This is a genomic window from Streptomyces sp. NRRL WC-3626, from assembly GCF_000718785.1.
Taxonomy (GTDB): domain Bacteria; phylum Actinomycetota; class Actinomycetes; order Streptomycetales; family Streptomycetaceae; genus Streptomyces; species Streptomyces edwardsiae.
In genome coordinates this window covers 12,403-37,078 of sequence record NZ_JOCA01000035.1, presented here as the reverse complement: position 1 = coordinate 37,078, position 24,676 = coordinate 12,403, and the positions used below count along the sequence as shown (strand labels likewise).

Sequence of the window (24,676 nt, the reverse complement as noted above, 5' to 3'; positions counted from 1 at the left end):
CACACCACACCCTGGCCCCACACCGACCACCCACGCCGCGCCGCCGTCTCCTCCTTCGGCATCAGCGGCACCAACGCCCACGTCATCCTCGAACAACCCCCGGTACCGGACTCCGGTGAGGACCGGGTCCCCGCGGTCCCCGGCGTGCTGCCCTGGGTGCTTTCCGCCCGTGGGACGGAGGGTCTGCGGGCACGAGCCGCGCAGTTGCGGCAGCTCACCGAGGACGCGGGCGACCTCGGTCCCGCTCATCTCGACATCGCCCGTTCACTGGCGGCCAGCCGGGCCACGCTCCCGGACCGCGCCGTCGTCCTGGCCTCCGGCCCCGAGGAACTCGCCCGCGGTCTGACCGCACTGGCCGCGGGTCGGGACGCGCCGAACGTGGTGACCAGGGGCGCTGCCCATCGCGGTGGGGTGGCGTTCCTGTTCACCGGGCAAGGCAGCCAACGTCCCGGGATGGGTGCCGGTCTGTACGCGGCACAGCCCGTGTTCGCCGCCGCGATCGATGCCGTCTGCGCGGAGCTCGACCCGCATCTGGACCTCGAGATCCCGCTCAGGGACCTCATCCTCGATGCCGGTGACGACGGCCACGAGGACATGCTGGACCAGACGCGCTACACCCAGGCCGCCCTTTTCGCCCTGGAGACCGCCCTCTTCCGGCTCACCGAGCACTACGGCCTCGTCCCCGACCATCTTCTCGGCCACTCCGTCGGCGAGCTCGCCGCCGCCCACGCCGCCGGCGTACTCACTCTTCCCGACGCCTGCGTTCTCGTCGCCGCCCGCGGCCGTCTCATGCATGCCGCGCCGGCGCACGGCGCGATGGCCGCCGTCCGGGCCACCGTCGAGGAGGTCCGCGCCACGCTCGACACCCTGGGGCCCGACAGCGGACGGGTCGTCGTCGCCGCTGTCAACGCCCCCGACGCCGTAGTGGTGTCCGGTGACGAGCCCGCCGTGCGACAGGTCGCGTCCCGTTGGCGAGACGTCGGGCGGCACACCACACTTCTGCGGGTCAGTCACGCCTTCCACTCTCCCCACATGGACGGCGTCCTCGAAGAGATGCGCCGGGTCGCCGGCAGCATCACCTACTCTCCCCCGCGTATCCCGATCGTCTCCAACCTCACGGGACGGCTCGCCACCACTGAGCAGCTCACCGACCCCGGCTACTGGGTCCGTCAGCTCCGTGAGACCGTCCGCTTCCACGACGGTCTCGACTCCCTCTTCGCCAACGGCACGACCACGTTCCTCGAAATCGGTCCCGACGCCGTACTGGCCCCCCTGGTCCACTCGACCGCCGCCGCCCGGGGCGCGGGAGCGGGTGCCGTGGCCGCGACATCGCTGATCCGTCGTGGTCACGACGAGGTACGCACCTTTGTGGCAGGCCTCGCGGAGGCATGTGCGGGCGGTGCCACCGTCGACTGGAGCGGCTTCCTCCCCGACGGCCGTACGGTGTCCCTGCCCACCTACCCGTACCGGCGCAAGCGCTTCTGGGTGAACCCCACGCCCGCGGCCGTCCCCACGGCGAGCACCGGTACGCACCCGCTGCTCGACGAGGGCGTCGAAGTGGCCGGCGGCCTGGGGTGGCTGGCCACCGGACGCCTCGATCCACGGACCCGGCCGTGGCTGGCCGAGCACGTCGTCCGGGGGCGTCCGCTGCTGCCCGGCGCGGCCATCGCGGAGCTGGCCCTGAACGCGGCACGACGGACGGCCACAAGCCGGGTGGCCGACCTGACCCTGGAGCAGCCCCTGGCGCTCGACACGGCCATGGACATCCAGCTCCGGGTGAACGCCCCGGAGGACGACGGCTCCCGCGCCTTCGCCCTCTGGGCGCGGCTCGCGGGAGCCGACGGAACGGAGTGGACGCGACACGCCTCGGGCGTCCTGGACAAGGGCGTGTCCGCGCCTCCCGTCGACGATGCCCGGCCGGCCGTGTGGCCGCCGCCGGAGGCGACGGCGATACCCGTCGACGGCCTCTACCACCGGCTGGCCGAGCGCGGTTACGCCTATGGCTCCGCATTCCAGGGGTTGCGTGCCGCCTGGCGCCATGGTGGCGACCTGTACGCGGACGTCGCGTTGCCGAAGGCCGCTCGAGACCACGAGGACCGCTTCCTGCTGCACCCCGCCGCGCTGGACGCGGCCCTGCACACCGTCTTCTGCGCGATCGATGACGACGGGGGCGACCGGTTCGTCGTCCCGTTCGCCTGGAGCGGTCTCGCCCTGCACACCTCCGGTGCCACCGAGTTGCGTGTTCTCCTGCGCCGCGGGGACGCGGGCACGTATTCCCTGCGCCTCGCGGACGGAACCGGTGCCCCGGTGTGCACCGTCGACGCACTCACCCTCCGGGACCTCCCGGCCGTCGCCGGAACACCGGACGGCGCCGCTCTGCTCGCCCTGCGGTGGGGGGACGCGCCGCAGACTCCGGAGGGCACCCCGGCGGGGCCCTGGGCCGTCGTGGGCCGCGACACCGCAGGAGTGACCGAAACCGTGCGTGCCACCGGCGTTCACGTCCGGCACCACGCCGACCTGGACGGCCTGCGACGTGCCCTGGACGACGGTGTTCCCGCGCCGGCCGTCGTCCTCGTCCCCGAGCCCGGTCGGCTCACCGCATCCGGCGCGTCCATGGACGTGGTCCTCGCGAGCCACGCTGTCCTGGATCTTGCCCAGCAATGGCTTGCCGACGAGCGACTCGCGGGCTCCCGGCTCGTCCTGATCACCGACGGTGCCGTGGCGACCGGCAGCGGCGACGTCCGCCCGGACCCCGCCGGAGCCGCGGTGTGGGGGCTGATCCGGTCGGCGCAGACCGAGCACCCTGGGCGCTTCGTCCTGGTCGACACCGACGGCCTGCCGAAGTCGGTGGACCGCCTCGTCGCGGCCCTGGCCTCGGACGAGCCCCAACTCGCGATCCGTGCGGGCCGTATGTCGGTACCGGCGCTACGGCCGTACCGGGCCGTAGCGGACGACGAAGGACGCGGGAACCTCTTCGACCGTCACAGCCACGTGCTGATCACCGGCGGATTCGGCACCCTGGGCCGCCTGGTGGCCCTGCACCTGGTGGAACGGTACGGCGTACGGCGGCTGTTGCTGACCGGCCGGCGCGGCGCGGCCACCCCGGGCGCCGGCGCCTTCCTGGACGAACTGGCCGTGCTGGCACCGCAGGTGACGGTGACCGTGGCCGCGTGTGACATCGCCGACCGCGCCGCCCTCGCCGAGGTGCTCGCCGCCGTACCCGAAGAGCACCCGCTCACCGGTGTGGTGCACGCGGCGGGTGTTCTGGACGACGCGGTCGTCGAACGGCTCGACCCGGACCGCCTCGACCAGGTGCTGCTGCCCAAGGCCGGGGCGGCCGTGCACCTCCACGACCTCACCGCGAACCTGAACCTGTCGGCGTTCGTGATGTTCTCCTCGCTCGCCGGCGTGCTGGGTTCCGCCGGACAGGCCAACTACGCGGCGGCCAACGCCGTTCTGGACGGCATCGCCCGACTGCGGCACGCCGAGGGACTACCCGCGCTCTCCATCGCCTGGGGCCTGTGGGCGGACCAGAGCACGATGACCGACGGCCTGGGCGAGACGGACCGGCTCCGGATGGCCCGCTCCGGCGTCGCCGCCATGTCCGCCGCGGAGGGACTGACGCTGTTCGACACGGCCGTCGCCACCGGCGCCCCGGCCCTCGCAGCCGCCCGCCTCGACCTGTCCGCCCTGGATCCGGGGACGGCCCCGGCCCTGCTGCGCGCCCTGGTCCCGTACGCCGTGCCGCCCGCGGCCCCGGCCTCCGGGCGGGACGCGACGCCCGCCACCGGCCTGCGGAGCCGGCTGAACCGGGCACCGCGGCACGAGCGCGGTCACCTCCTCCTCGAGACGGTACGGGCCGAGGTGGCCGCGGTTCTGGGACACACCGGCGCGGAGCAGGTGACGACCGACCGCCGGTTCCAGGACCTGGGCTTCGACTCGCTGATGGCGGTCGAGCTGCGGAACCGGCTGAGCGTCACCACCGGGGTCACACTGCCTCCCACCCTGATCTTCGACCACCCCACACCGGACGCGCTCGTCAACCGGCTTCAGGCCGACCTTCTGCCCGAATCCACGACGCCGGGTGACGAAGGGGCGACCGACGGGGATCCGGTGGACGGCCTTCCGCTCGGCGGCGGTGCCCTGGACACGATGAACACCGACGACCTGGTGCGCCTGGCACTCGGCGACAGCAAGTCATGACCACCCTCTACGGGGGAACGTATGGAGAGTTCGATGGCGTCCACCGCACCACAGCAAGTCGTCGACGCACTGCGGGCCGCGCTCAAGGAGAAGGAGCGGCTCCAGGCCCTCAACAACCGCCTCACCGAGCGTGAGACCGAACCGATCGCGATCGTCGCGATGGCATGCCGCTATCCCGGCGGCATCACGTCCCCGCAGGAGCTGTGGCAGCTGGTCACCGACGAGGTGGACGCGGTCGGCCCGTTCCCCGCCGACCGGGGCTGGGACCTGGAAAGGCTGTACGACCCGGATCCCGGCACCCCGCACACGTCGTACACCAGGGAAGGCGGATTCCTCTACGACGCACGGGAGTTCGACGCCGAGTTCTTCGGCATCCCGCCCCGCGAGGCACGGGCGATCGACCCGCAGCAGCGGCTCCTGCTCGAAACCTCGTGGGAGGCGGTCGAACGTGCGGGTATCGACCCAGCGTCGCTGCGCGGCACGCCCACCGGCGTCTTCGTGGGCACCATGTACGGCGACTACATGACCCGGATCTCCCCTTCCGCGGAGGAGTACGAGGGGTATCTGAGCATCGGCAGCGCGGGCAGCGTGGCTTCCGGGCGCATCGCCTACACCTTCGGGTTCGAGGGACCGGCCATCACCGTGGACACGGCGTGTTCCTCCTCGCTGGTGACTCTGCACCTGGCCTGCGCCGCGCTGCGCCGCGGTGAATGCTCCCTGGCCCTGGCGGGCGGCGCGACGGTGATGGCCACACCGACGCCGTTCGTCGAGTTCAGCAGGCAACGCGGCCTGGCCCCGGACGGCCGCTGCAAGGCGTTCTCCGCCTCGGCCGACGGTACCGGATGGTCCGAGGGCGTGGGACTGCTGCTCGTCGAGCGGCTCTCCGACGCACGGCGCAACGGCCACCCGGTACTGGCCGTGGTGCGGGGCTCCGCCGTCAACCAGGACGGCGCCAGCAACGGACTCACCGCGCCGAACGGGCCGGCGCAGGAGCGGGTCGTCCGGCAGGCACTCTCCAGCGCGGGCCTGTCCCCGGCCGAGGTGGACGCGGTGGAGGCGCACGGCACCGGCACGCCCCTCGGTGACCCGATCGAAGCCCACGCGCTGCAGGCCGCCTACGGCAGCGCACGCACCGCGGACCAGCCCCTGTATCTGGGTTCCCTCAAATCGAATCTCGGGCACACCCAGGCAGCTGCCGGCGTCGGTGGCGTCATCAAGATGACGATGGCCCTGCAGCACGGTGTCCTGCCCAAGACGCTGCACGCGGACGTGCCCACCGAGCATGTCGCCTGGTCCGCCGGCACGCTGGCGCTCCTCAACAAGTCGATCCCCTGGCCCGAACGCGACCGTCCGCGACGGGCCGCCGTCTCCTCCTTCGGCATCAGCGGCACCAACGCCCATGTCATCCTGGAGCAGGCACCGGAGCCGCGGCAGCGGCGCGAGCGGGAGGCGCCGCCGCTGCCCACCGTGCCCTGCCCGCTCTCCGCGGCCGACGAGGCCGCGCTGCGCGCGCAGGCCCGGCGCCTGCACGCGCACCTCGCCTCCGGCGCGGACCCCGGGTCAGAGGCCGGGAGCCTGCTCGACGTCGGCTACTCGCTGGCAACCGGCCGCAGCGGTCTGCCCCATCGCGCGGTGCTGCTCGCCACGGACCGGGACGATCTCCTCCGCCGGCTGCGGGAAGTGGCCGTCGGCACCCCGGCACCGGACGTGATCCGCGGCCGCGCCGCCGCGGGCAGGACCGCGTTCCTCTTCGCCGGGCAGGGGTCCCAGCGGGCCGGCATGGGCCGGACGCTGTACCGGACGTTCCCCGCCTACGCGGCGGCCTTCGACGACGTCTGCGCCGCCGTGGACCCACATCTGGAACGCCCACTGCGAGACGTGCTCTTCGCAGCGGAGGACTCCCCCGGTGCCGGCCCGCTGCATCGCACCGAGTACACCCAGCCGGCGCTCTTCGCCTTCGAAGTCGCCCTGTACCGGCTGTTGACGTCCTGGGGCGTGCGGCCGGACGCCGTCCTCGGCCACTCCGTGGGAGCACTCGCCGCCGTGCACGCCGCGGGGGTGCTCTCACTCGAGGATGCCGCCGAACTCGCCGCCGTACGGGGCCGCGTCATGCAGCGGCTGCCGTCGGGCGGAGCGATGGTGGCGCTGCGTGCCTCCGAGCAGGAGGCGACCGCCCTGCTGGCCGGACTGGAGGAGCGGATCTCCCTGGCGGCCGTCAACGGCCCGGCCGCCACGGTACTCTCGGGCGACCGCGACGCCCTCGAAGCCGCCGTCACGGCCTTCGAGGCAGCCGGCGGCAAGGCCACCCGGCTGCGCGTCAGCCACGGCTTCCACTCGCCCCTGATGGAACCCGCCCTGGATGAGATCCGGGCTGTCGCCTCGCGCCTGGACTTCCGGGAGCCGCGGATCACCGTCGTCTCGGACCTGACCGGGCGCGCCGAGGACGTGGCCGTACTGGCCGATCCCGAGTACTGGGTACGCCACGCGCGTCATACGGTTCGCTTCGCGGACGGCCTCGACTGCCTCACGGAGCTCGGCTGCACGCGGCTGCTGGAGCTCGGCCCGTCCGGCGACCTCGTGTCGATCGCCGCCGAATCCCTCACCGAGGACGGAGCCGACTCCGCAGGGGCCGGGTACGCACTGATACCGGTTCTCCGGCGGCGGACTCCGGAGCCGGACGCCGCGTTGGCCGCTCTCTCCCGGCTGCACGCCTGCGGCGGGGCCGTCGACTGGGCCTCGGTCTTCGCCGGCCAGGACGCCTGCCGTGTCGAGTTGCCGACGTACGCCTTCCAGCGCCGCCCCTACTGGCTGGAAGGCTCACCGGGCGTCGGTGCCGCGCACTCCGACAAGCTCACCGCCGTGGATCACCCCATACTCGACGGTGTCGACGAACTACCCGACGGGTCACGCTTGTTGAGAGGACGCCTCTCCCTCGGGGCGCATCCGTGGCTGGCCGGCCACCGGGTGGCGGGCGAGGTTCTGGTGCCCGGCACCGTACTGCTCGACCTTGCGCTGCGTGCTGCCGGCGAGGCGGGCCTGGAGGTGGTGGAAGAACTCGTCCTGCGGGCCCCGCTCGTCGTACCGGACGATGTGGAGATCCAGCTGCAGGTGTTCCTCGCGGCCGACGCGGAATCCGGCCGGAGGGACGTCACCGTGCGCTCCCGGCCAGGGGGCGCCGGCCGGCCGGGAACCTGGACGACGCACGCCCACGGCACCGTGACGGGCGAGGCGGCCGGGGCCGCCACGTGCCTGACGGCCGGCCCGGAGGAGTGGCCGCCGCCCGGCGCCGAACCCGTCGGTGTGCCCACGGCCCGCTTCTATGACCGGCTGGCCGGGCAGGGCCTGGAATACGGCCCCGCCTTCCGCGGCGTTCAGGCGATGTGGCGGCGCGGCCGGGAGGTCTTCGCCGAGGTGGCGCTGTCCGCGGAACGGCAGCCCGGCCACGACGGTTTCGCCGTGCACCCGGTCCTGTTCGACGCGGCCCTGCACCCGATCGCTCTCGGCGGCCTGACCGACGGCGAAGCGGACGACGGGACCTGGCTGCCGTACTCGTGGTCCGGGGTTCGCGTGCTCGCGCGGGCCGACGCGAAGCTGCGCGTCAGGCTCGCCCCGGCGGGCCCGAACGCGGTGAGCATCACCGCGACGGACACCTCGGGCGAGCTGGTCATGTCGGTCGACTCGTTGACGGTGCGCCCGTTCACGGCGGACGCCGGGGCCGGTGGCCGCGACGGCCTGCTGCTTCCCTCGTGGGAACCGCTGTCCGGCACGGCCGTCGCGCCGGACACGAGCCGCTGGGCGGTGCTCGCACCGCCGACGGCCCTCGTCGGGGCCGAACCGTGCCCCGCCGTCGACCTCGCGTCGGCGCTCAGCACTGACGCACTCCGCGACACCCCGCAGGTGCACCACGACATCGCCGCACTCACCGCCGTGGACGAGCCCGCCCCGGCCCTTCTCCTGGTGCCCTGTCCGACCGCGGCGCCCGGCAGCCGTGCGGATGCCGATGGCGTCCACGCGGCCGTGCGCCACGTACTGGCCGCCGTGCAGGCGGTGCTCGCCGACGACCGGCTGGCCGAAACCCGCGTCGCGGTGCTCACCCGCGACGCCGTGACCGTCGGGGGCGAGCAGCACACGACCGCACTCGCCCACCGTGCCGTCTGGGGCCTGATGCGCTCGGCGCAGGCCGAGCACCCGAACCGATTCCTGCTGCTGGACGAGGACGGCACGCCCGGCTCCCGGCGCGTCCTGGCCGCGGTGCTCGCCTCCTCCCAGCCACAACTCGCCGTGCGTGGCGGCGTCGCCCATCGGCCGGTCCTCACTGCGTCGGAGCCGGACACGGCGCTGCGCCCGCCGGCCGGCAGCCCGCACTGGCACCTCGACTACGTCGGCAAGGAGACCTTCGCCCATCTGTCCCTGAGGCCCTGGCCCGAGGCGGACGCCCCGCTCACCGAGGGTCAGATCCGGGTGCGGATGCGCGCCGCGGGCCTGAACTTCCGTGACGTTCTCCTGTCGCTGGGCGTGGTCCCCGCCTCCGTGGACGGGACCGCGGCCGGACCGGGACAGGGCGGCGAGGGTGCCGGGGTCGTCCTGGAGACCGGCCCGGGTGTCACCGCCCTGCGCCCCGGCGACCGGGTCACCGGGCTGTTCCACGGCATCGGTCCGGTCGCGGTGACCGACCACCGGCTGGTCTGCCGGTTCCCCGACGGCTGGTCCTTCCGTCAGGCGGCAGCCGTCCCGGTGGCCTATCTCACCGCCTATTACGGCCTGGTGGACCTCGCGGGGCTGCGCGCGGGCGAGTCGCTGCTCGTGCACGCCGGCACCGGAGGTGTGGGCACCGCCGCACTCCAGATCGGCCGGCATCTCGGCGCGCGGACGTACGCCACCGCCGGACCGGCCAAATGGGACGCGCTGCGCGCCGCGGGACTGCCCGAAGAGCACATCGCCTCTTCCCGTGACCTGGGATTCGAGCGGCGCCTGCTGGACGCCACCGGGGGCAGGGGGGTCGACGTGGTGCTCAACTCCCTGGCGGGAGAGTTCACCGACGCGTCGCTGCGTCTGCTTCCGCGCGGCGGCCGGTTCCTGGAAATGGGCAAGACCGACCGGCGTGACCGCGAGAGCGTGGCCGGGCAGCACCCGGGCGTCGCATACCTCGCCTACGACGTGCGCGATCCCGGCCCCGACCGCATCCACGATATCCTCACCGTCCTCCAGGAGCTCTTCGGACAGGGCGCGCTCACCCCGCCCCGGGTGTCGACGTGGGACATCCGCGACGCGCCGAACGCGTTCCGGTACCTGAGCGAGGCCCGGCACATCGGCAAGGTCGTACTGGAGTTCCCCGACGAGGACGGTCCGTGGGACACCTCCCGGGCCGTCCTCGTCACCGGCGGCCTCGGATGGCTGGGCCGGCTCGTCGCCCGGCACCTGGTGGACCGGCACGACGTGCGCGAGCTCGTGCTGATGGGCCGCGGCGCGCCCGGCGAGGACGCGGTGCGGGACCTGGTCGCGCTGCGTGAGACCGGGGCGCGGGTCCATACGGTGGCCTGCGACGCGGCCGACCGCGACGCGTTGACGGCCGCCCTCGCCGAACTCGCCGGGGACGGGGTGCGGATCGGCGGCGTCGTCCACGCGGCGGGGGTCCTGGACGACGGGCTCCTCGGCTCCCTGGCGCCGGACCGGCTCGACCGGGTACTGCGCCCCAAGATCGACGCGACCCTCAATCTCCACGAACTCACCGAGGACCTCGACCTCTCCGTGTTCGTCGTCTGCTCGTCGCTCGCCGGCACGCTCGGGTCTCCCGGGCAGGGCGCTTATGCGGCCGGCAACGCGTTCCTCGACGGCCTGACGGAGCACCGGCGTTCGCTGGGACGTCCCGGCATCTCACTGGTATGGGGCCTGTGGCGGGGGGAGGGCGGCATGGGCGCCTCGCTGAGCGACGCGGACCTCGCCAGGATGGCTCGCGGCGGAGTGGTGCCGCTGGACGCCGGGCAGGGCCTGGAGCTGCTGGACGCCGGGCTCCGCCGCAACAGGCCGGTGGCCGTGGCCGGGCGGTGGGACGTCGAGGGCCTGCGTGCGCGGCGCACCGCCGACGGCACTGTGCCTCCGCTGCTGGAGGGCCTGCTCGGCGGCGCCTCCCCGCGCGCCGCCGGCCCCGCCGTCGGCGTGACGGCCACCGTGGCCGACGGCCCGGCGGGCGCCCCGGCGGACGGCGGCGATCACCTGCTGAATACCGTGCTCCATGAGATCGCATCGGTGCTCGGTCATGCCTCGGCCTCGGCCGTCGAGCCCGACCGCACCTTCGACGAGGCGGGCTTCGACTCGCTCACCACCGTGGAGCTGCGCAACCGGCTTGCCGCCGCCACCGGAATCAGGCTGCCCGCCACCTTCGTCTTCGACTTTCCGACGCCGGCCGATCTGGTCGTCCACCTGCGAGAACAACTGCCGGACGTCGATGGCGACGACGCAGGCGGCGCGGATGCCGCCCTCGAGGTGTTCGACGGCATCTCCCGGATCGAGGCGCGCGTGGCCGGCCTTCCGCTCAGCGACGCCCAGCGCGCGGCGGCGAGCGAGCGGTTGCACACCCTGCTGACCCAGCTGAACCCGACGACGGAGGGCGCGTAGCGTGCCGACGACCGATATGACACAGACGGAGCCCCAGGCCTCGGCGTCAGCCCCACCCTCCCGGTGGCTGCGCACCTTCCGGGAGGCCGGGCCCGGCTCCGCGCTCCTGGTGTGCTTTCCGCACGCCGGCGGCGGCGCGAACGCCTTCTCCGCGGTGGCCGCGGCGCTGCCCGAGGACATCGGGCTGCTCGCCGTCCAGTACCCCGGCCGGCAGGACCGGCGCGCCGAGCCGTGCGCCGAGAACGTCGCGGAGCTCGCCGAGGGGGCCGCGGCGGAACTGGTCGCGTACACCGGCCGACGGCTGTTCCTCCTCGGCCACAGCATGGGCGCTCTGGTCGCCTTCGAGACGGCCCGCCTGCTGGCGAAACGGGACGCCGTCGCGCGGCTGTTCGTCTCGGCCGCCCGGCCGCCCTCCCACGACTGGCAGGAACCCGACTTGGACGGGCTCACCGACAGCGAGGTCGTCACGGGGGTGCGGCGACTGGGCGGCGTGCCCGAACCGCTCCTCGACGATCCGGAGACGGTCGGCGAACTGGTGAGGGTCCTGCGCGGCGACCACCGGGCGCTGCGCCGCTACCGCGCCCCGGCCGACGCCGTTCTGCCGATCCCGGTCACGGTGCTCCTGGCCGAGGGGGATCCCAAGAATTCGGCATCCCAGGTACGGGACTGGGCACGGCACAGTACCGCCGGGTGCGGGCTCGAGCGGCTGCCCGGCGGCCACTTCTCCCTGACCGGTGCGGCGTCCCCCGCCGTACCGCTCCTCACCCGGTACATCCGCGAGGAAGCCCTGCCTCCCCAGGACCCGGGGGACGCCCAGGACGACGGGAAGGGCGCCGCCGGCGTACGGCCGGCGGCGTCCGCCGCTCCCGCCGACTTGATCAAGGAAATACTCCTGGCCGGCCTGCGGGGCAGCCGTCCGCCGCTCTCCACCGACTTGACCCGGCTGGAGGACGCGGCACGCGAAGTGCTGGAGCCGAACGCCTTCGGCTACGTCTCGGGCAGTGCGGGCACCGGCGTCAGTGCCCGCAACAACCGCGAGGCATTCGACCGGCTGCGGCTGGTGCCACGGATGATGCGCGGCACCGCCCGGCGCGACATGTCGGTGTGCCTGCTCGGCCGGCGTCTGCCGTCGCCGGTGCTGCTCGCCCCGGTGGCCGCCCAGGGGGCGGTTCACCCCCAGGGCGAACTCGACACCGTCCGCGGCGCCGCGGCGGTGGGCCTGCCGTTCATCCTGTCCTCCTTCGCCTCCCGGACGCTGGAGGAGGTCGCCGCGGCGGCGGGTCCCGAGCAGCGATGGTTCCAGCTGTACCTGCCCACGGAACGACCCGTGGCGGAGTCCCTGGTACGCCGGGCGGAAGCGAGCGGCTACACGGCGCTGGTCGTCACCGTCGACGCCCCGAGCTTCGGCTACCGCCCGGCGGACCTGGACGCCGCCCATTCACCGTTCCTTCAGGGCATCGGCATCTCCAACTACACGGACGACCCCGCCTTCCGCGCGACTCTGCCCGCGGACGCCGACCGCCTCGCGGTCCTCGCGCACTGGGCGGGCACCGCCACCGACCCGGCACTCACCTGGGACGACCTGGCGTGGCTCCGCCGATTCACCGAGCTGCCCGTGCTGGTCAAGGGCGTGCTGCACCCCGACGACGCCCGGCTGGCACTGGAGTACGGAGCGGACGGCGTGGTGGTCTCCAATCACGGCGGACGCCAACTCGACGGCAGTGTGGCCAGTCTGGACGCGCTGCCGGCGGTACGCGCCGCAGTGGGCGACGCCACTCCGGTACTGCTCGACTCCGGGGTCCGGACCGGCTCCGACGTACTCAAGGCGCTCGCACTGGGAGCGGACGCGGTCCTGCTCGGCAGGCCGTACGTCTACGGACTCGCCCTCGGTGGACAGCACGGGGTCGAGCATGTGCTGCGCTGCCTGCTGGCGGATCTCGACCTGGCCCTGGCACTGGCGGGCTGCGCCTGCGTGGCCGACGTCACCGCGGAACTCGTCGGCCCGCCGGGAGACCCCGGTGCGCACCGTCCCTGAGGAGCACCGCAGGACCTGCCCCGGCCCCGTGCGGTGCGGCGACGATCGCCTCTCGATACGCGACCGATAGCCGGCTCCGGAGACTCGGCTCACGCATCGGGGGACGGATGCGCCTCCGCTGGTCGCCGGTCCCGCAAGAGTGGACAGAAAGGCCGAACATCGTGAACAAGCTGAGAATATCCGGCAAGCGCCTCCTGGACAGCCTCGATCGCCTGTCCACGTTCGGGGGCCGCCCCGATCGGGGCGTGGACCGCCTGGCCGGTTCGGCAGCGGATCTGCAGTCCCGGCGCTGGATGGCGGAGCACCTGCAGGCGCAGGGGCTGGAGTCCTGGACCGACGAGGTCGGCAATGTCTTCGGTCACGCGCCCGGAGTCGGCGACAGCAGGCTCCTTCTCGGCTCGCACACCGACACCGTGCCCGCCGGCGGCCGGCTGGACGGAGCCTACGGGGTCATGGCCGCCATGGAGGTGCTGACGACCCTCCACGAACACGGCCACCATGCCGCCCGATGCCTGGAGATCGTGAGCTTCTGGGACGAGGAGGGCGCCCGGCCCGAGTCCTCCGGCGGCATGGTCGGCTCCACCGCTCTGTGCCGGAGCCCTCGGCTGGCCCTGATCGACTCCTACATCGAGCTGCACATCGAGCAAGGCCCGCGCATGGAGGAAGCCGGCCAGGAGCTGTGTGTGGTCGAGGGCATCGTCGGTGTCGACCGGCATCTGATCCGTGTGGTGGGCGAACCCAATCACGCCGGGACCACTCCGTTTCCACTCCGTAAGGACGCCGGCCGGGCTCTCGTGCGTACAGCGGCCGTCACCCAGGAGCTGCTCCGCTCGGTCCACGACACCGTCGTCGGGAACATCGGAACGCTGACACTGGATCCGGGCGCCCCCAATGTGGTCCCGGGCGCGGCACAGATGGTGCTCGAGATCCGGGCGCCGCACGAGGAGTCGCTCACACGGTGCGCCGACGTGATCCTGGAGCGGGCGAGAACGATCGCCCAGGAGGAGGGGTGCACGGTGGAGCACCGCCTGCTCTCGCACAAACCGGTGGTCGACTTCGACGACGGCATGCGCGCACTGCTGGAGAAGGTGACGCTCGGCACGGGGCGTGCCGCCGGCCGCCTGTACAGCTATGCGGGCCACGACGCCGGAGTGATGAGCGCGCACGTCCCGACCGGCATGGTCTTCGTGCCCAGTGCCCGGGGCGTGAGCCACTCCCCACGCGAGTACACGCCCGAGCACCTGCTGGTGCAGGGTGCTCAGGTCCTGCTCGATACCGTGATCGCCCATGCCGAAGCCAGGACGGTGTCCGGCTCCCCGGGAGGCGCGGGGGCCGCCCCGAGCGCGAGGGTGTGACCCGCACGGTCCGGGCGGCGCGCTCCGCAGGCAGGATGGTGTCGATTCGTTCCCTGCCGGGGCGGGCCCTCATTCCAGGTGTCCCGCCCTGAAGCCGTCGAGATCCTTCCTCACCGCCGCCACGACGTCGGACAGCCCTTGCTGAAGATAGAAGTGACCGCCTGAGAAGAGACGCGTGGTGAACGCGGACGCCGTGTGCTCACCCCACCGGACGAGGTCGTCATGTGACACGTGCGGGTCGGCGTCCCCGCCGTAGGCGGTGATCGGGCACCGGAGCCTCGTACCCGGGTCGCTTTGGTACGTCTCGACCGCCCGGAAGTCCGATCGCATGGGCGGGATCACGACGGCCAGCATCTCCGCGTCGTTCAGGAGGGCAGGGTCCGTCCCGGACAGCTCGGCCATTTCGGCGATGATGCCCGCGTCGTCCCTGCGGTGCAGGCCCCGGTCCCGCCTGACCGACGGAGCGGTCCGACCGGAGGCGATGAGTCCGACGGGTGACCTGCCGACTGGTCCGTGCTGCAGGCGCAGTCCGGTCTCGTACGCCACGACCGATCCCATACTGTGCCCGAACAGCGCCAACGCTCCTTCTCTCCATGGCATCAGGGCCTCGCAGACCCGGTCCGCCAGTTCCCTGACGTCTTCGACAGCGGCTTCACCCATGCGGTCCTGGCGGCCCGGGTACTGCACGATCAGTACTTCCGCCGCCTGCGACAGTTCCGCCGAGAGCCGGAAGTACGAGGCGGCCGACCCTCCGGCATGCGGGAAGCACACCAGGGTCGGTCCGCCGGCCGCGGGCTCGTGGTACTGACGTATCCAACCGCTGCGGTCCTGCCGTCGTACGGCGACGTTCATGCTGGGCTCACCTCGTTCTGTTCCCTCGGAAACACACCCCTGTCCGCGTATGCCGTCGGCGCCGCCCGCTCCGCCGGCCCTGCGGCCCGGCTACTGCCGGCCGTACAGTCCGGACATCTTCTCCACGGCCGCGATGGCCGCGGCCGGATCGTCTGCGATCTCGAACGGTGCCGGAGTGGAATCGCGTGTGTATCCGCAGTCCTGTACTGCGGTGAGGGTGCTCAGCAGCGGCGTCCAGAAGTCGTCGACGCCCAGCAGGACCAAGGGCCTGGGGTTCCGTCCGAGGTAGTTGAGGGACACGACCTCGATGACCTCGTCCAGAGTGCCGTAGCCTCCGGGAAGGGCGAGGAAGGCGTCGGCCATGTCGAACATGACCTTCTTGCGTTCGAACATGTCCTCGGTGACGACCAGTTCCTGCTCGGGGGCCATGTCGTCGCGTTCCAGCTCCCGCAGAAAGCGGGGTATCACTCCGGTGACCGGGGCGCCGTGGCGCCGCGCCGAGCGTGCCACCGCCCCCATGACCCCGACCCCGCCGGCGCCGTAGACCAGACGGTGCCCGCGGGTGCCGAGGAGAGCACCGACGTCCTGGGCGTACTCGATCACGCGCGGCAGGTGGCCGGTCCGAGCGCCGCAGAAGACCGCTACCGCCAGGCCGCCGCCGTGTTCAGTGACCGTGCCGGGTTCCCTGTCGCCTGCCATCCAGGACCTCCTGATTGTCGAAGAGTGGTTGGACGCCTGTGTCGAGACGGTCGTCCGGATGCCGGATTCGGCTGCGGCGACATCCTCGTCGGAGCACTATTCCTGGCCTATCGCAACGAGATCGGCTCCCCGCACGTCTCTCTCCCGGCCACGGGCCGGCTCCCGTCCCCGGGTGAGTTGTTCAGGGCAGTCGCTCCAGCAGCTGACGGCACCTGGCTCCCGCCGCGTCCCGCCGCCTCGACGGGACTTCCCGTGGCGTCCGCGATCGACAGCGCCCGCTGGAGACAGCGGGCCGCCTCCGCAGGGTCGCCCTGCATGAGATGTGCGGAGCCCAGGCCTCGCTGAACATGTCCATCACCGACGTCGTCGGCCTGCGTCCCAACGATGGACGGCGCCTCGCGGAAATGTGCCGGCGCGACCTCCGGTCGCCCTGCCCCCAGTCGCCGTTCTTCGAAGAGGGCCGGCGACTTCTCCAGGAACGGCAGCGCCCGCTCGGTGTGCCGCTGCGAGGGGTGGAGGGACCCCGGCGAGCAGCGCGTCGCCGCCTCCCCCCGTACGTTCCCGCTTTCCAGCACCATCTCCAGGGCCGTCTCGTGGCTCCTTCTCCAGTCGTCGTGGTGAGGACGCACCTCGAAGAGGGTCACCAGAGCCACCGCCAAGTCCCAGCAGGCCTCGTCGAGTCCGTACTCCTTGGCCGCGTCGACCGCGGCGAGCAGTCCCGGGCGCTCCGCGTCCATCCAGCGCAGCGGATCCGTCAGCACATCGCGGACGACGTCCTCAGGAGGCTCCCGCCTGGGCGAATTCCCCCGTACACGGGTGAATTCGCCGCCGTGGAGTCGGCTGTGCGCGCGATCGAGCAGCGCGAGCCAGGCACCGACGATCCGGCGAACGACCTCCTGTCGCTCCGCGACGGCGAGGCGGCCGGCGGCTTCCCGCAGGAAGATGCGGATCAGACCGGGGATGCGATAGCGGGGGGTGTCGTCGGGCTCCGCTTCGACGGGTGCGAGCAGTTGGGCCGCGGCGGCCTCGTCCAGCAGGTCGTGCGCCTCCTCCGTGCCCCGACCGGTCACCACCGCGGCCATCCAACCGGGGACCGTCTCCACGCCGAGAAGGCTCAGTCGGCTCAGGAGGCCTTGGAGTTCGGGGCGCAGTCCGTCATATGTGGAGGCGATGGTCGTGCGCACGGCCTGGTCACCCCGCGTGAGTTCGTCGAGTCGCCGCCCCTCGTCCCGAAACCGGTGTGCCATGGACGAGACCGGCCGGTGGGGCGCGGCGGCGAGCCGGGCTCCGGCGATGCTGAGCGCCAGCGGCAGGCCGTCGAGATGTCGCACCACCTCGGCGACCGCGGAGGGCTCCGCCCGGAGGCGTTTCTCGCCGACGCTCCTCCCGATCAGTTCGAGTGCCTCCGGAGGGGACAGCACGTCGAGCCGGACGTTGTGCAACGCGGGAATGCCCGTCTGCGACGTGCGGCTGGTCACCAGCACGGCGCAGTCCCGTCCACCCGGCAGCAAGGGCTGTATCTGAGCCTCGTCGGCGGCGTCGTCGAGAACCAGCAGCATGTCGCGCCCGGCGACATGGCTACGGAACATGGAGGCCCGTTCGTCCAGACCCTTCGGGATGTCCGAGGGCGGCACCCCCAGGGTGCGCAGGAAGTGGTCCAGGACCCGAGCCGGCGGGACGGCGGCCGGCCCGCTGCCGTGCAGGTCGTAGTAGAGCTGACCGTCGGCGAAGCGCTCGTGCGCAAGCCGGTAGGCGATGCGGAGCGCGAGCGACGTCTTGCCCACCCCGCCCCGGCCGTACACGTTGACCGCGCGGGTGCCGGTACGGCCCGTCGCCGATGGGCGGTCCAGCAGGGCACCGACCGATCGAGTGAGGTCATCCCTGCCGACGAAATGGTCCGTCAGCGGGGGCAGTTGTCTCGGCACGGACACACCGGCCGACTGCGTGTACGCGGCGGCGAGTTCCGGCGCGTCGTTGAGGATCCCGCTTTCGAGGCGGCGGAGTTCGTCGGAGGGTTCCAGGCCCAGGTCGTTGACCATTCGGTCACGGCCCTCGCGGTACACCCGAAGGGCGTCGGTACGTCGTCCGGCGCGGTGCAGCGCAAGCATGAGTTGCCCTCGTAGCTTCTCGCGCAAGGGGTTCTCGGAGACATGGTTCACCAACTCGGGAAGCAGCTTCCGTTCCCTGCCCCGCAGCAGCTCCACGTCGATGCACTCCTCCAGGACGGTGAGGCGCTCCTCGTTCAGCGCCACGGCCTTCCTGTGCAGCACATCGCTGTCGAGGCCGACCAGGGCCGGTCCTCGCCAGAGATCCAGAGCGCCGCGGTAGCCGCGGACCGCCGCGTCGCATCGACCGGCGTCCGACGCCGCCCGTGCCTCGGAGACGAGGCGGGCGAAGTCGTCGATGTCCCGCTGTCCCGGTTCGAGCATCAGCGAGTAGCCGAAGGGGTGTGTTCTGAGAGTGTCGCCCATTCCGACACCGGCCAGGGCGCGACGGGCCGCGGAGACACATATCTGGACCTGGCTGCGGACAGTCGCCGGGGGATCCTCGCCCCACACCACGTCGATGATGTCCTCGATGCTCATCGTCTCCCCGGCCCTGCACACCAGTGCCGCCAGCAGAAGTCTCGATCTTCGCGCCTTGAGTTCCGCGACCACGCTTCCCCGTGTGACCTCGAATCGGCCGAGAAGCGCGAAGTACGCCTTGTGGTCCGTGCTTTGCCCCCGCAGGTTCATGACGCTCCGTTGGTGTGTCCCTGTCTGGTGACCACGGCCCGGCAGTGTCCGCGGCCCACAAGGCCGCGTCGTGGTACGACGCGCACAGTAGCCCGGCGGCGGCGCCGGGTGTGCCGGTCGTTCGCCCCACACGGAACAGCGGGCCCACGCGACGGAAGTCGTGCGCGGCGGGACCGGCGGCGCATCCGAGGGCGGAGAGACGCGGAACGTGACCGTGCGGAGACCATCACGCCCAGGTGCGAGGGTGGTTCTGTTCGCGCCAGGCCCGCGGTGAGATTCCGTAGGCCTGTTTGAAGACCTTGCCGAAGTGGGTCGCGTCCACGAAGCCCCAGCTCCGCCCGATCGCCGCGACGGTCCGCAGCCGGCCGTTCGGGCCGGCCAGCTCCCGTTTGCATTCCGCCAGGCGGCGGGCACGGATCCAGTCGCCGAGGCTGATTCCCGAGCGCGAGAGCACAACGTAGAGCTGCCGTACGGAGATGTCGTGCGCGGCCGCTATCCGGGCCGCCGACAGAGCCGGATCAGCCAGGTGCTCCTGGATGTACTGCGTGATGCGCAGGGTGAGCGTCGCCTTCAAAGGCGCCCTGGCCAGGACGGAGTTGCCGTGCTGGGTCGTCAGGACCGCACGCAGGAGCTCGACGCTGGGCTGCACGGCGGCTTCGCCGTGCGGGCCCTGGTGCAACTCGTCGGCGACGGCCAGTTGGGAGAAGTAGGTGAAGGCGAGGCGCGCAACGGGGTTGCCGGGTCCCAGGGGCACCGCGGTGACGTCTCGTAACAACCGGTCGGGGAGCGCGAGTGCGGCCCGGGGGAAACGGATGAAGCGGTGGTCGACTCCTTCGTCGAAGAGCAGTGTGTAGGGGGTGATCGACTCGAAGACGGCGCAGTCTCCCGCACTCAGCAGGCACTGGCGGCCGTTCTGCACCACCATGCTGCTGCCCGCCATCTGAACACCCAGAGTGACGGCCGGTTCCTCGTCCTCCCGGGCAAGCCGTTCGGTCCGACGGAGGGTGACCGCGGTCGCCCGCGCCGAACAGACCCTGAGGGGCCCGACACCGTTGAGCCCGATGCGGACGGAGATGTCCTCCGCCGGTGGGCCGTGGTCGATGTCGACCGCGACCATGGATTCCCACACCGCGTTCCGGACCACTTCCTCCCGATCCTGCGGCGGTATGGACGAGGTGTCCAGAACCGGACTCATGAGACCGGCCTCCGTCCGCCTCGGCCATGGTGACGGTCCGTCGGCGCCTCGGCCCGTATTCCCACAACGCCCCTCTCGCCCCGGCCGGTTCTCGTCTCCAGTCTGGCGGGATTCCCTCTCGCCGCGCAACGACCTCGCCGTTCCGCGCCGCAACGTGCCCGGCGCGACCGGGACTTGGGGCCGTGCACCACGGACAAAGTCCCGTGCACGGACGACACAGTCCTGACCCCACGAAGGTCCTAGGGTCCGTGGACGAGCTGAGAGACGAGGGTGTAGCACCCTTTTGTGGCATTGGGGGGACGGGGTGGACCCGGGCGGACCCGTTGAGCGTGCGGAGGGACCCAGGTCGAGCGAGCGCCTGGTGACCCTCACCCTCGAGCGGTACGGAGTGATGCTCCGGTCCACCATCTTCTGCCTCTGCGGTGCGCTGGGGGTCGTCTCGGCGGACCCGGCGAAAGTTCCCCTGGTGCTGACTCTGCTCCTGCCGGCTCTCCTCGCCTGTTGCGTGCGCCTGCGCTCATTGCACCGTCCGCTCCCTCCCACTCTGCTGTTGGTGTCGGACGCTGCCGTGGTGGTGCTCACGGGGCTGTCCCAGCCGGTGCTCGGCGGCGATGTCGCGGATGCGATGGTGGAGGCGATCGTCGGCATCAGCGTCATCACCTTCCAGCACGAATGGGCGACGCGTCCGGTGGTCGGGTTCACCCTGGCCGCGTTGGGGGCCGTCGTCTGCGCGCTGGGCGATATGTTCTCATCACCCGCGCACGGCGCCGATGCGGTGCACCTGGCACGCATGCTGGTGGAGGTGGGTCTGTCGAGGGGCGCCCATGTCATCGTCCGGGCGCGGGCCAGGGCGGCCGATCGGTCGGCCGCCACCAGGGCGGCGTTGCGCCGGGAGGCCGAGGTCGCCGCCGCGCGGCGGGCGACCGAGCGCGAACACCTGGCGACCCTGCACGATACGGCGTGCGCGACGCTGCTGATGGTCTCCCAGGGCGACGACCAGGACTGGTCATGGCTGCCTCTGCGCGCCGCACGAGATCTGGACGCTTTGTCCGCCATGCCCGGATTCGGGACGGAGAGCATTGATCTCTCGGTGCTTCTCGGCTGTGTGCCCGAGGGCGTGGGACAGGCCAGGGTCCAGGTCAAGTTGCTCGTCACCGGCCCGCTGGCGATTCCGTCGGGCCCCGGGCTCGCGATCTTCAACGGGGTCCGGGAGGCCGTCGCCAATGTGGCACGCCATGCCGGGGTACGCGAAGCGGAGCTGAGGGCGTGGACGGAGGACGGGGCCGTCGTCGTCGAACTGTCCGACGCGGGACGGGGCTTCGCTCCGGAATCCGTGCCCGCTCGGCGCAGGGGGATCTCCGCTTCGATCGTCGGCAGGATGAAGGCGGTCGGAGGCTCCGCGTCCGTTGCCTCCCGACCCGGCGCCGGGACCCGCGTTCAGTGGCGCTGGCAGGAGCGGCCTCCGGCGTCACCGCCGACAGACGGAACGCGGGCCGCGGGCCTGCCCGGTCCGCCCGGCGCACGGGCACAGCGCGCAGCTGTCGTTCGCTTCATCCGCGGCCAGCTGCTTCAAGGGGCCCGACTGGCGGCACTGCTGATCAGTCTGGTGGCGCAGTTCACCGTCTCCCTGGGCCAACTCACGGCCCACCAGGACGTGTACGGTCCGGCGTGGGCACAGACATCGGCCTTCATCTGTCTCGCCGCCGTCGCCGCGACCGGGGGCGCGTATCTGCTGCGTGGCAGGCGGATCCCGCCGAGGGTGCGCGGATGGAGCGTGGGCGCGGTGCTGGCGGTCTCGGCCACAGGCGCGTTCACGCTCCCGCCGGAACGCCTGGCAGGCCCCGAGGACTGGGTGTTCGGACTCATCGGCTGGCACGCGTTGTTCTTGCTGGCGGACCTTCGGGTCAGGGTCCTCGCGGTGTTCCTCGGGGCGCATGTCGGGCTCAACACGTTGGCCATGTTTGTACTGGGCTCACCGACCGTCGCCGAGTCGACCGGCATGGGTCTCTCGACCGTATCCACCTGCGGCTTCCAGTTCTCCGTCGGTGTGCTGCTGATGCATCTGCTCCATGACGGGGCGCCGGCAGCGGGGAGCGCGGCCGCACGGGAGGAAGAACTGCGTACCCGGGAACGTATCCATGAAGGCATGCAGCGTGATCACAAAGAGCGCTACCGCGCCCTGACGGCCACGACGGTGCCGCTGCTGGCAGGCCTTGGCCACGGTGTGCTGAGCCCGCATGACGACGACGTCAGGCTGCGGTGCGGCGTGGAAGCCGCCCGGATGCGCCGGTTGTTCGCGGAGAGCGACGCCGTCGCCGACCCGTTGCTGAACGAGTTGCGGGCGTGCGTCGAGGTGGCCGAGCACCAGGGAGTGACGGTGAGCCTGGCCATAAGGGGCCGGCGGAAGGAGGTGCCTGTGGAAGTGCGCAGGGATTTGATCGACCCGGTGGCCGTGGTTCTCGGCCATACCCGCACGACGGCGCGGGTGACCGTCGTATGGACTCCTCGGGCGGTACGAGTGAGTGTCGTCGGCCAGGACTTCGCCGACGGCCGCCGGACGGGAGACCTGGTTCGGGCGCACCACCGCGCCTCGGCCTCGAAGGTGGCTCTGGCGAAAGGTGCACACCGAGGGAGTGTGTGGGTGGAAACGATGTGGGAAGCGCCGATCACCTCCGGAGTCGACCTGACATGACGAGCAACTCCCCGGTGAGCGTGATCGCCATAGACGACCACCCCGCCATCCTTTCGGGGGTGGAGGCATGGTGCGCCGCGTCGCGGCGGCCGATCAACGTGGTCGCGACCGGCAACTCGGTCCGGGATGCCTGGACCGCGCCCGGCAGTACGGCCGATGTCGTCATCCTGGATCTGCAGCTCAAGGAGGGCGGGCCCGCCTTCGGCGGCCTTCGCCGCCTCGTCGACGAAGGACGGCAGGTCGTCGTGTATTCGATGCGTGACGACGAGGCGACGGCGGTCAACTGCCTGGATCTGGGAGCCGCGACGTTCCTGACCAAGAACGAGGGCCGGGACCACCTGGTAGAGGCGACACTGGCAGCAGCCGACGAGCGTCCCTACATGCCGCCGGCACTCGCCGGAGCGCTGGGTACGAACGCCCGCGCGGACCGCCCCCGGCTCTCCTCGCGCGAAGAGAACGTTCTGATCGAGTGGTTCCAGTCCGAATCGAAGGAGTTGGTCGCGCAGCGGCTCAACATCTCGGTTCGGACGGTCAACTCATATCTGGACCGGGTGCGGATCAAGTACGCGAACGTCGGCCGCCCCGCGCGGACCAAGGCAAGCCTGGTGGCACGCGCCATCCAGGACGGCCTGGTCGATGTGGAAGACCTCTGAGGAAGAGGCCGTCGGACTCGCGGGGGGACCCACCCGGCCGTCTCAGTGGTGGTCAGCCGACCAGCGCGGGGAGGGCGGCCCGGTCCAGCTTGCCGTTGCGGTTGACCGGCAGCCGCGGCACGAAGACGAACGAGGCGGGAATCATGTGGGCCGGCAGCGTCCGGGCCAGCTCGGCGTGGAGCGCGGCCGGCTCCGGTGTGGTTCCGGTCTCCGCCACGACGCAGGCTACGAGCTCCTTGTCCCGGCCCGCTCGCTCCACGGCCGCGACCGCACAGCCGCGTACCCCTGCGCAAAGACCGAGAGCGACCTCGACCTCGCCCAGTTCGATGCGAAAGCCACGGATCTTCACCTGGTCGTCGATGCGGCCCAGGTACTCCAACGCCCCGTCCTGCCGATAGCGTGCAAGGTCGCCGGTGCGGTACATCCGTGTGCCGGGGAGACCGTGCGGGTCGGGGAGGAACCGCTCGGCGGTGAGAGCGGGGCAGCCCGCGTATCCCCGTGCCAGTCCGGTGCCGGAGATGAACAGTTCCCCCGGCTCGCCGATCGGAACCGGGTTCAGCTCCGCGTCGAGTACGTACATCCGGGTGTTCCAGATGGGACGTCCGATGGGCACCACCCTCGGATTCCGCTGTTCCGCGCAGTTCCACCAGGTCACGTCGATGGCCGCTTCGGTGGGTCCGTAGAGATTGAACAGGGGCACGTTCAGCCGCGCCTGGAATCTCCTCTGCAGTGCGGGGCTCAAGGCCTCCCCGCTGCATACGACACGCCGCAGTCCTCGGGCCGCAGCCGACGTGGGCTCCTCCAGGAAGAGGCCGAGCATCGACGGCACGAAATGCACGGTCGTGATGCGCTCGTCCCGCATCAGACGCGCCAGATAGCGGGGGTCCTTGTGTCCCCCGGGTACGGCGACCACGAGCGTCGCCCCGACCGACAGGGGCCAGAGCAGTTCCCAGACGGAGACATCGAATCCGATCGGCGTCTTGTGCAGGACCCGGTCCTGCCCGGTGAGGGCGAACACGGACTGCATCCACAACAGCCGGTTGGCGAGTCCCGCATGGGAGTTCACCACTGCCTTGGGAGCACCCGTCGAGCCGGAGGTGAAGATCAGCGTCGCCGCCCCCAGCGAGGTGAGGGGGCCTCCTCGGTCCCTGTCGGTCAGTGCCCATCCGGGCTGGGCCGCCACCGTCCGCACGGTGTCGGGGTCGTCGAGCAGCACCAACGGGGTCGTCCCGCCCCGCGTGAGTCTGTCTGCGGCCCGGCGCAGTGTCAGGACCATCGCCGGCCGGACGCTGGTCAGCATGAGTTCCGTGCGCGGCGGGGGGTTCTCCGGTCCGAGGGGGAAGTAGACCGCGCCCGCTTTGAGGATCGCGAGGACGGACTCCACCAGGAGCACCGACCGTGGCAGCGCCACGGCGACCGCTGTCTCCGGCCCCGCTCCGTGCTCGACCAGGAAGCGGGCGAGACGGTTCGCCCGTGTGTTGAGTTCGGCGTACGTGAGGGTGACGCCCTCGTACACGACAGCCGGTGCTGTCGGCGTCCTGGTGGCCTGCTCCTCGAAGAGCAGCGAAAGACTCAGCTCGGGAAGTGGATGGACCGTGTCGTTCCACGCGGCCGGCACCCGGCCTTCCGCTGCAGGGTCATC

At 71.8% G+C, this 24,676-nt stretch carries 10 protein-coding genes and 1 pseudogene; 6 read left to right on the top strand and 5 right to left on the bottom strand.

Translation table 11 applies throughout. From position 1 onward, the window contains the following. The 4 genes and pseudogenes from IF28_RS0134810 to IF28_RS0134795 form a co-directional block, all read left to right on the top strand. Positions 1-4,203 (top strand): type I polyketide synthase (locus IF28_RS0134810; RefSeq protein WP_158713743.1); only part of this gene is annotated, 4,203 nt, incomplete at its 5' end. A gap of 132 nt (positions 4,204-4,335) precedes the next feature. Beyond that, a pseudogene (locus IF28_RS0134805) lies at positions 4,336-10,818 on the top strand (type I polyketide synthase); the annotation flags it as partial. A 1-nt stretch (position 10,819) separates the two neighbouring features. After that, the gene (locus IF28_RS40315) at positions 10,820-12,853 is read left to right on the top strand and encodes an alpha-hydroxy-acid oxidizing protein (RefSeq protein WP_158713742.1); all 2,034 of its coding nucleotides are present in this window, start codon (positions 10,820-10,822) and stop codon (positions 12,851-12,853) included. 161 nt (positions 12,854-13,014) lie between these two features. Next, complete coding sequence (locus IF28_RS0134795) at positions 13,015-14,208, top strand: Zn-dependent hydrolase (protein WP_051713989.1); 1,194 nt, start codon at positions 13,015-13,017, stop codon at positions 14,206-14,208. Between the two features lie 69 nt (positions 14,209-14,277). Here the strand turns inward: IF28_RS0134795 and IF28_RS0134790 are convergent, their stop codons facing one another. From IF28_RS0134790 to IF28_RS0134775, 4 genes are all read right to left on the bottom strand, one after another. Then, complete coding sequence (locus tag IF28_RS0134790) at positions 14,278-15,060, bottom strand: thioesterase II family protein (protein ID WP_051713988.1); 783 nt, start codon at positions 15,058-15,060, stop codon at positions 14,278-14,280. 90 nt (positions 15,061-15,150) lie between these two features. Beyond that, positions 15,151-15,759 (bottom strand): TIGR00730 family Rossman fold protein, encoded by a 609-nt coding sequence (locus IF28_RS0134785; protein WP_051713987.1) that lies wholly within the window; start codon positions 15,757-15,759, stop codon positions 15,151-15,153. Positions 15,760-15,866: 107 nt separating this feature from the next. Beyond that, on the bottom strand, positions 15,867-18,494 hold the full coding sequence (locus IF28_RS0134780) for an AfsR/SARP family transcriptional regulator (protein ID WP_051713986.1): 2,628 nt from the start codon (positions 18,492-18,494) through the stop codon (positions 15,867-15,869). A gap of 226 nt (positions 18,495-18,720) precedes the next feature. Further along, positions 18,721-19,689 carry a helix-turn-helix domain-containing protein gene (locus IF28_RS0134775; protein ID WP_030229199.1) on the bottom strand — a complete coding sequence of 323 codons (969 nt, stop codon included), beginning with the start codon at positions 19,687-19,689 and terminating at the stop codon, positions 18,721-18,723. Positions 19,690-20,080: 391 nt separating this feature from the next. On the opposite strand from IF28_RS0134775, the gene IF28_RS0134770 reads away from it, so the two are divergent. Beyond that, positions 20,081-22,381, top strand: coding sequence for a sensor histidine kinase (locus IF28_RS0134770; protein WP_234325408.1), 2,301 nt, complete (start codon positions 20,081-20,083; stop codon positions 22,379-22,381). Beyond that, a complete protein-coding gene (locus IF28_RS0134765) occupies positions 22,378-23,034 on the top strand; it encodes a DNA-binding response regulator (protein WP_030229196.1) in 657 nt (218 codons plus the stop codon). Before IF28_RS0134770 ends, IF28_RS0134765 begins: the two co-directional genes overlap by 4 nt. 52 nt (positions 23,035-23,086) lie before the next feature. On the opposite strand, the gene IF28_RS0134760 is transcribed toward IF28_RS0134765, so the two are convergent. Continuing rightward, entirely contained in the window at positions 23,087-24,652 is a 1,566-nt protein-coding gene (locus IF28_RS0134760) for an amino acid adenylation domain-containing protein (protein WP_051713985.1), read from the bottom strand. Positions 24,653-24,676: the final 24 nt, after the last annotated feature.

What these genes read in the sequence shown, in the direction of transcription:
- IF28_RS0134790 (WP_051713988.1), bottom strand. Translation starts at nt 15,060, where the DNA reads ATGAACGTCGCCGTACGACGGCAGGACCGCAGCGGTTGGATACGTCAG.
- IF28_RS0134785 (WP_051713987.1), bottom strand. Translation starts at nt 15,759, where the DNA reads ATGGCAGGCGACAGGGAACCCGGCACGGTCACTGAACACGGCGGCGGC.
- IF28_RS0134780 (WP_051713986.1), bottom strand. Translation starts at nt 18,494, where the DNA reads ATGAACCTGCGGGGGCAAAGCACGGACCACAAGGCGTACTTCGCGCTT.
- IF28_RS0134775 (WP_030229199.1), bottom strand. Translation starts at nt 19,689, where the DNA reads ATGAGTCCGGTTCTGGACACCTCGTCCATACCGCCGCAGGATCGGGAG.
- IF28_RS0134770 (WP_234325408.1), top strand. Translation starts at nt 20,081, where the DNA reads ATGCTCCGGTCCACCATCTTCTGCCTCTGCGGTGCGCTGGGGGTCGTC.
- IF28_RS0134765 (WP_030229196.1), top strand. Translation starts at nt 22,378, where the DNA reads ATGACGAGCAACTCCCCGGTGAGCGTGATCGCCATAGACGACCACCCC.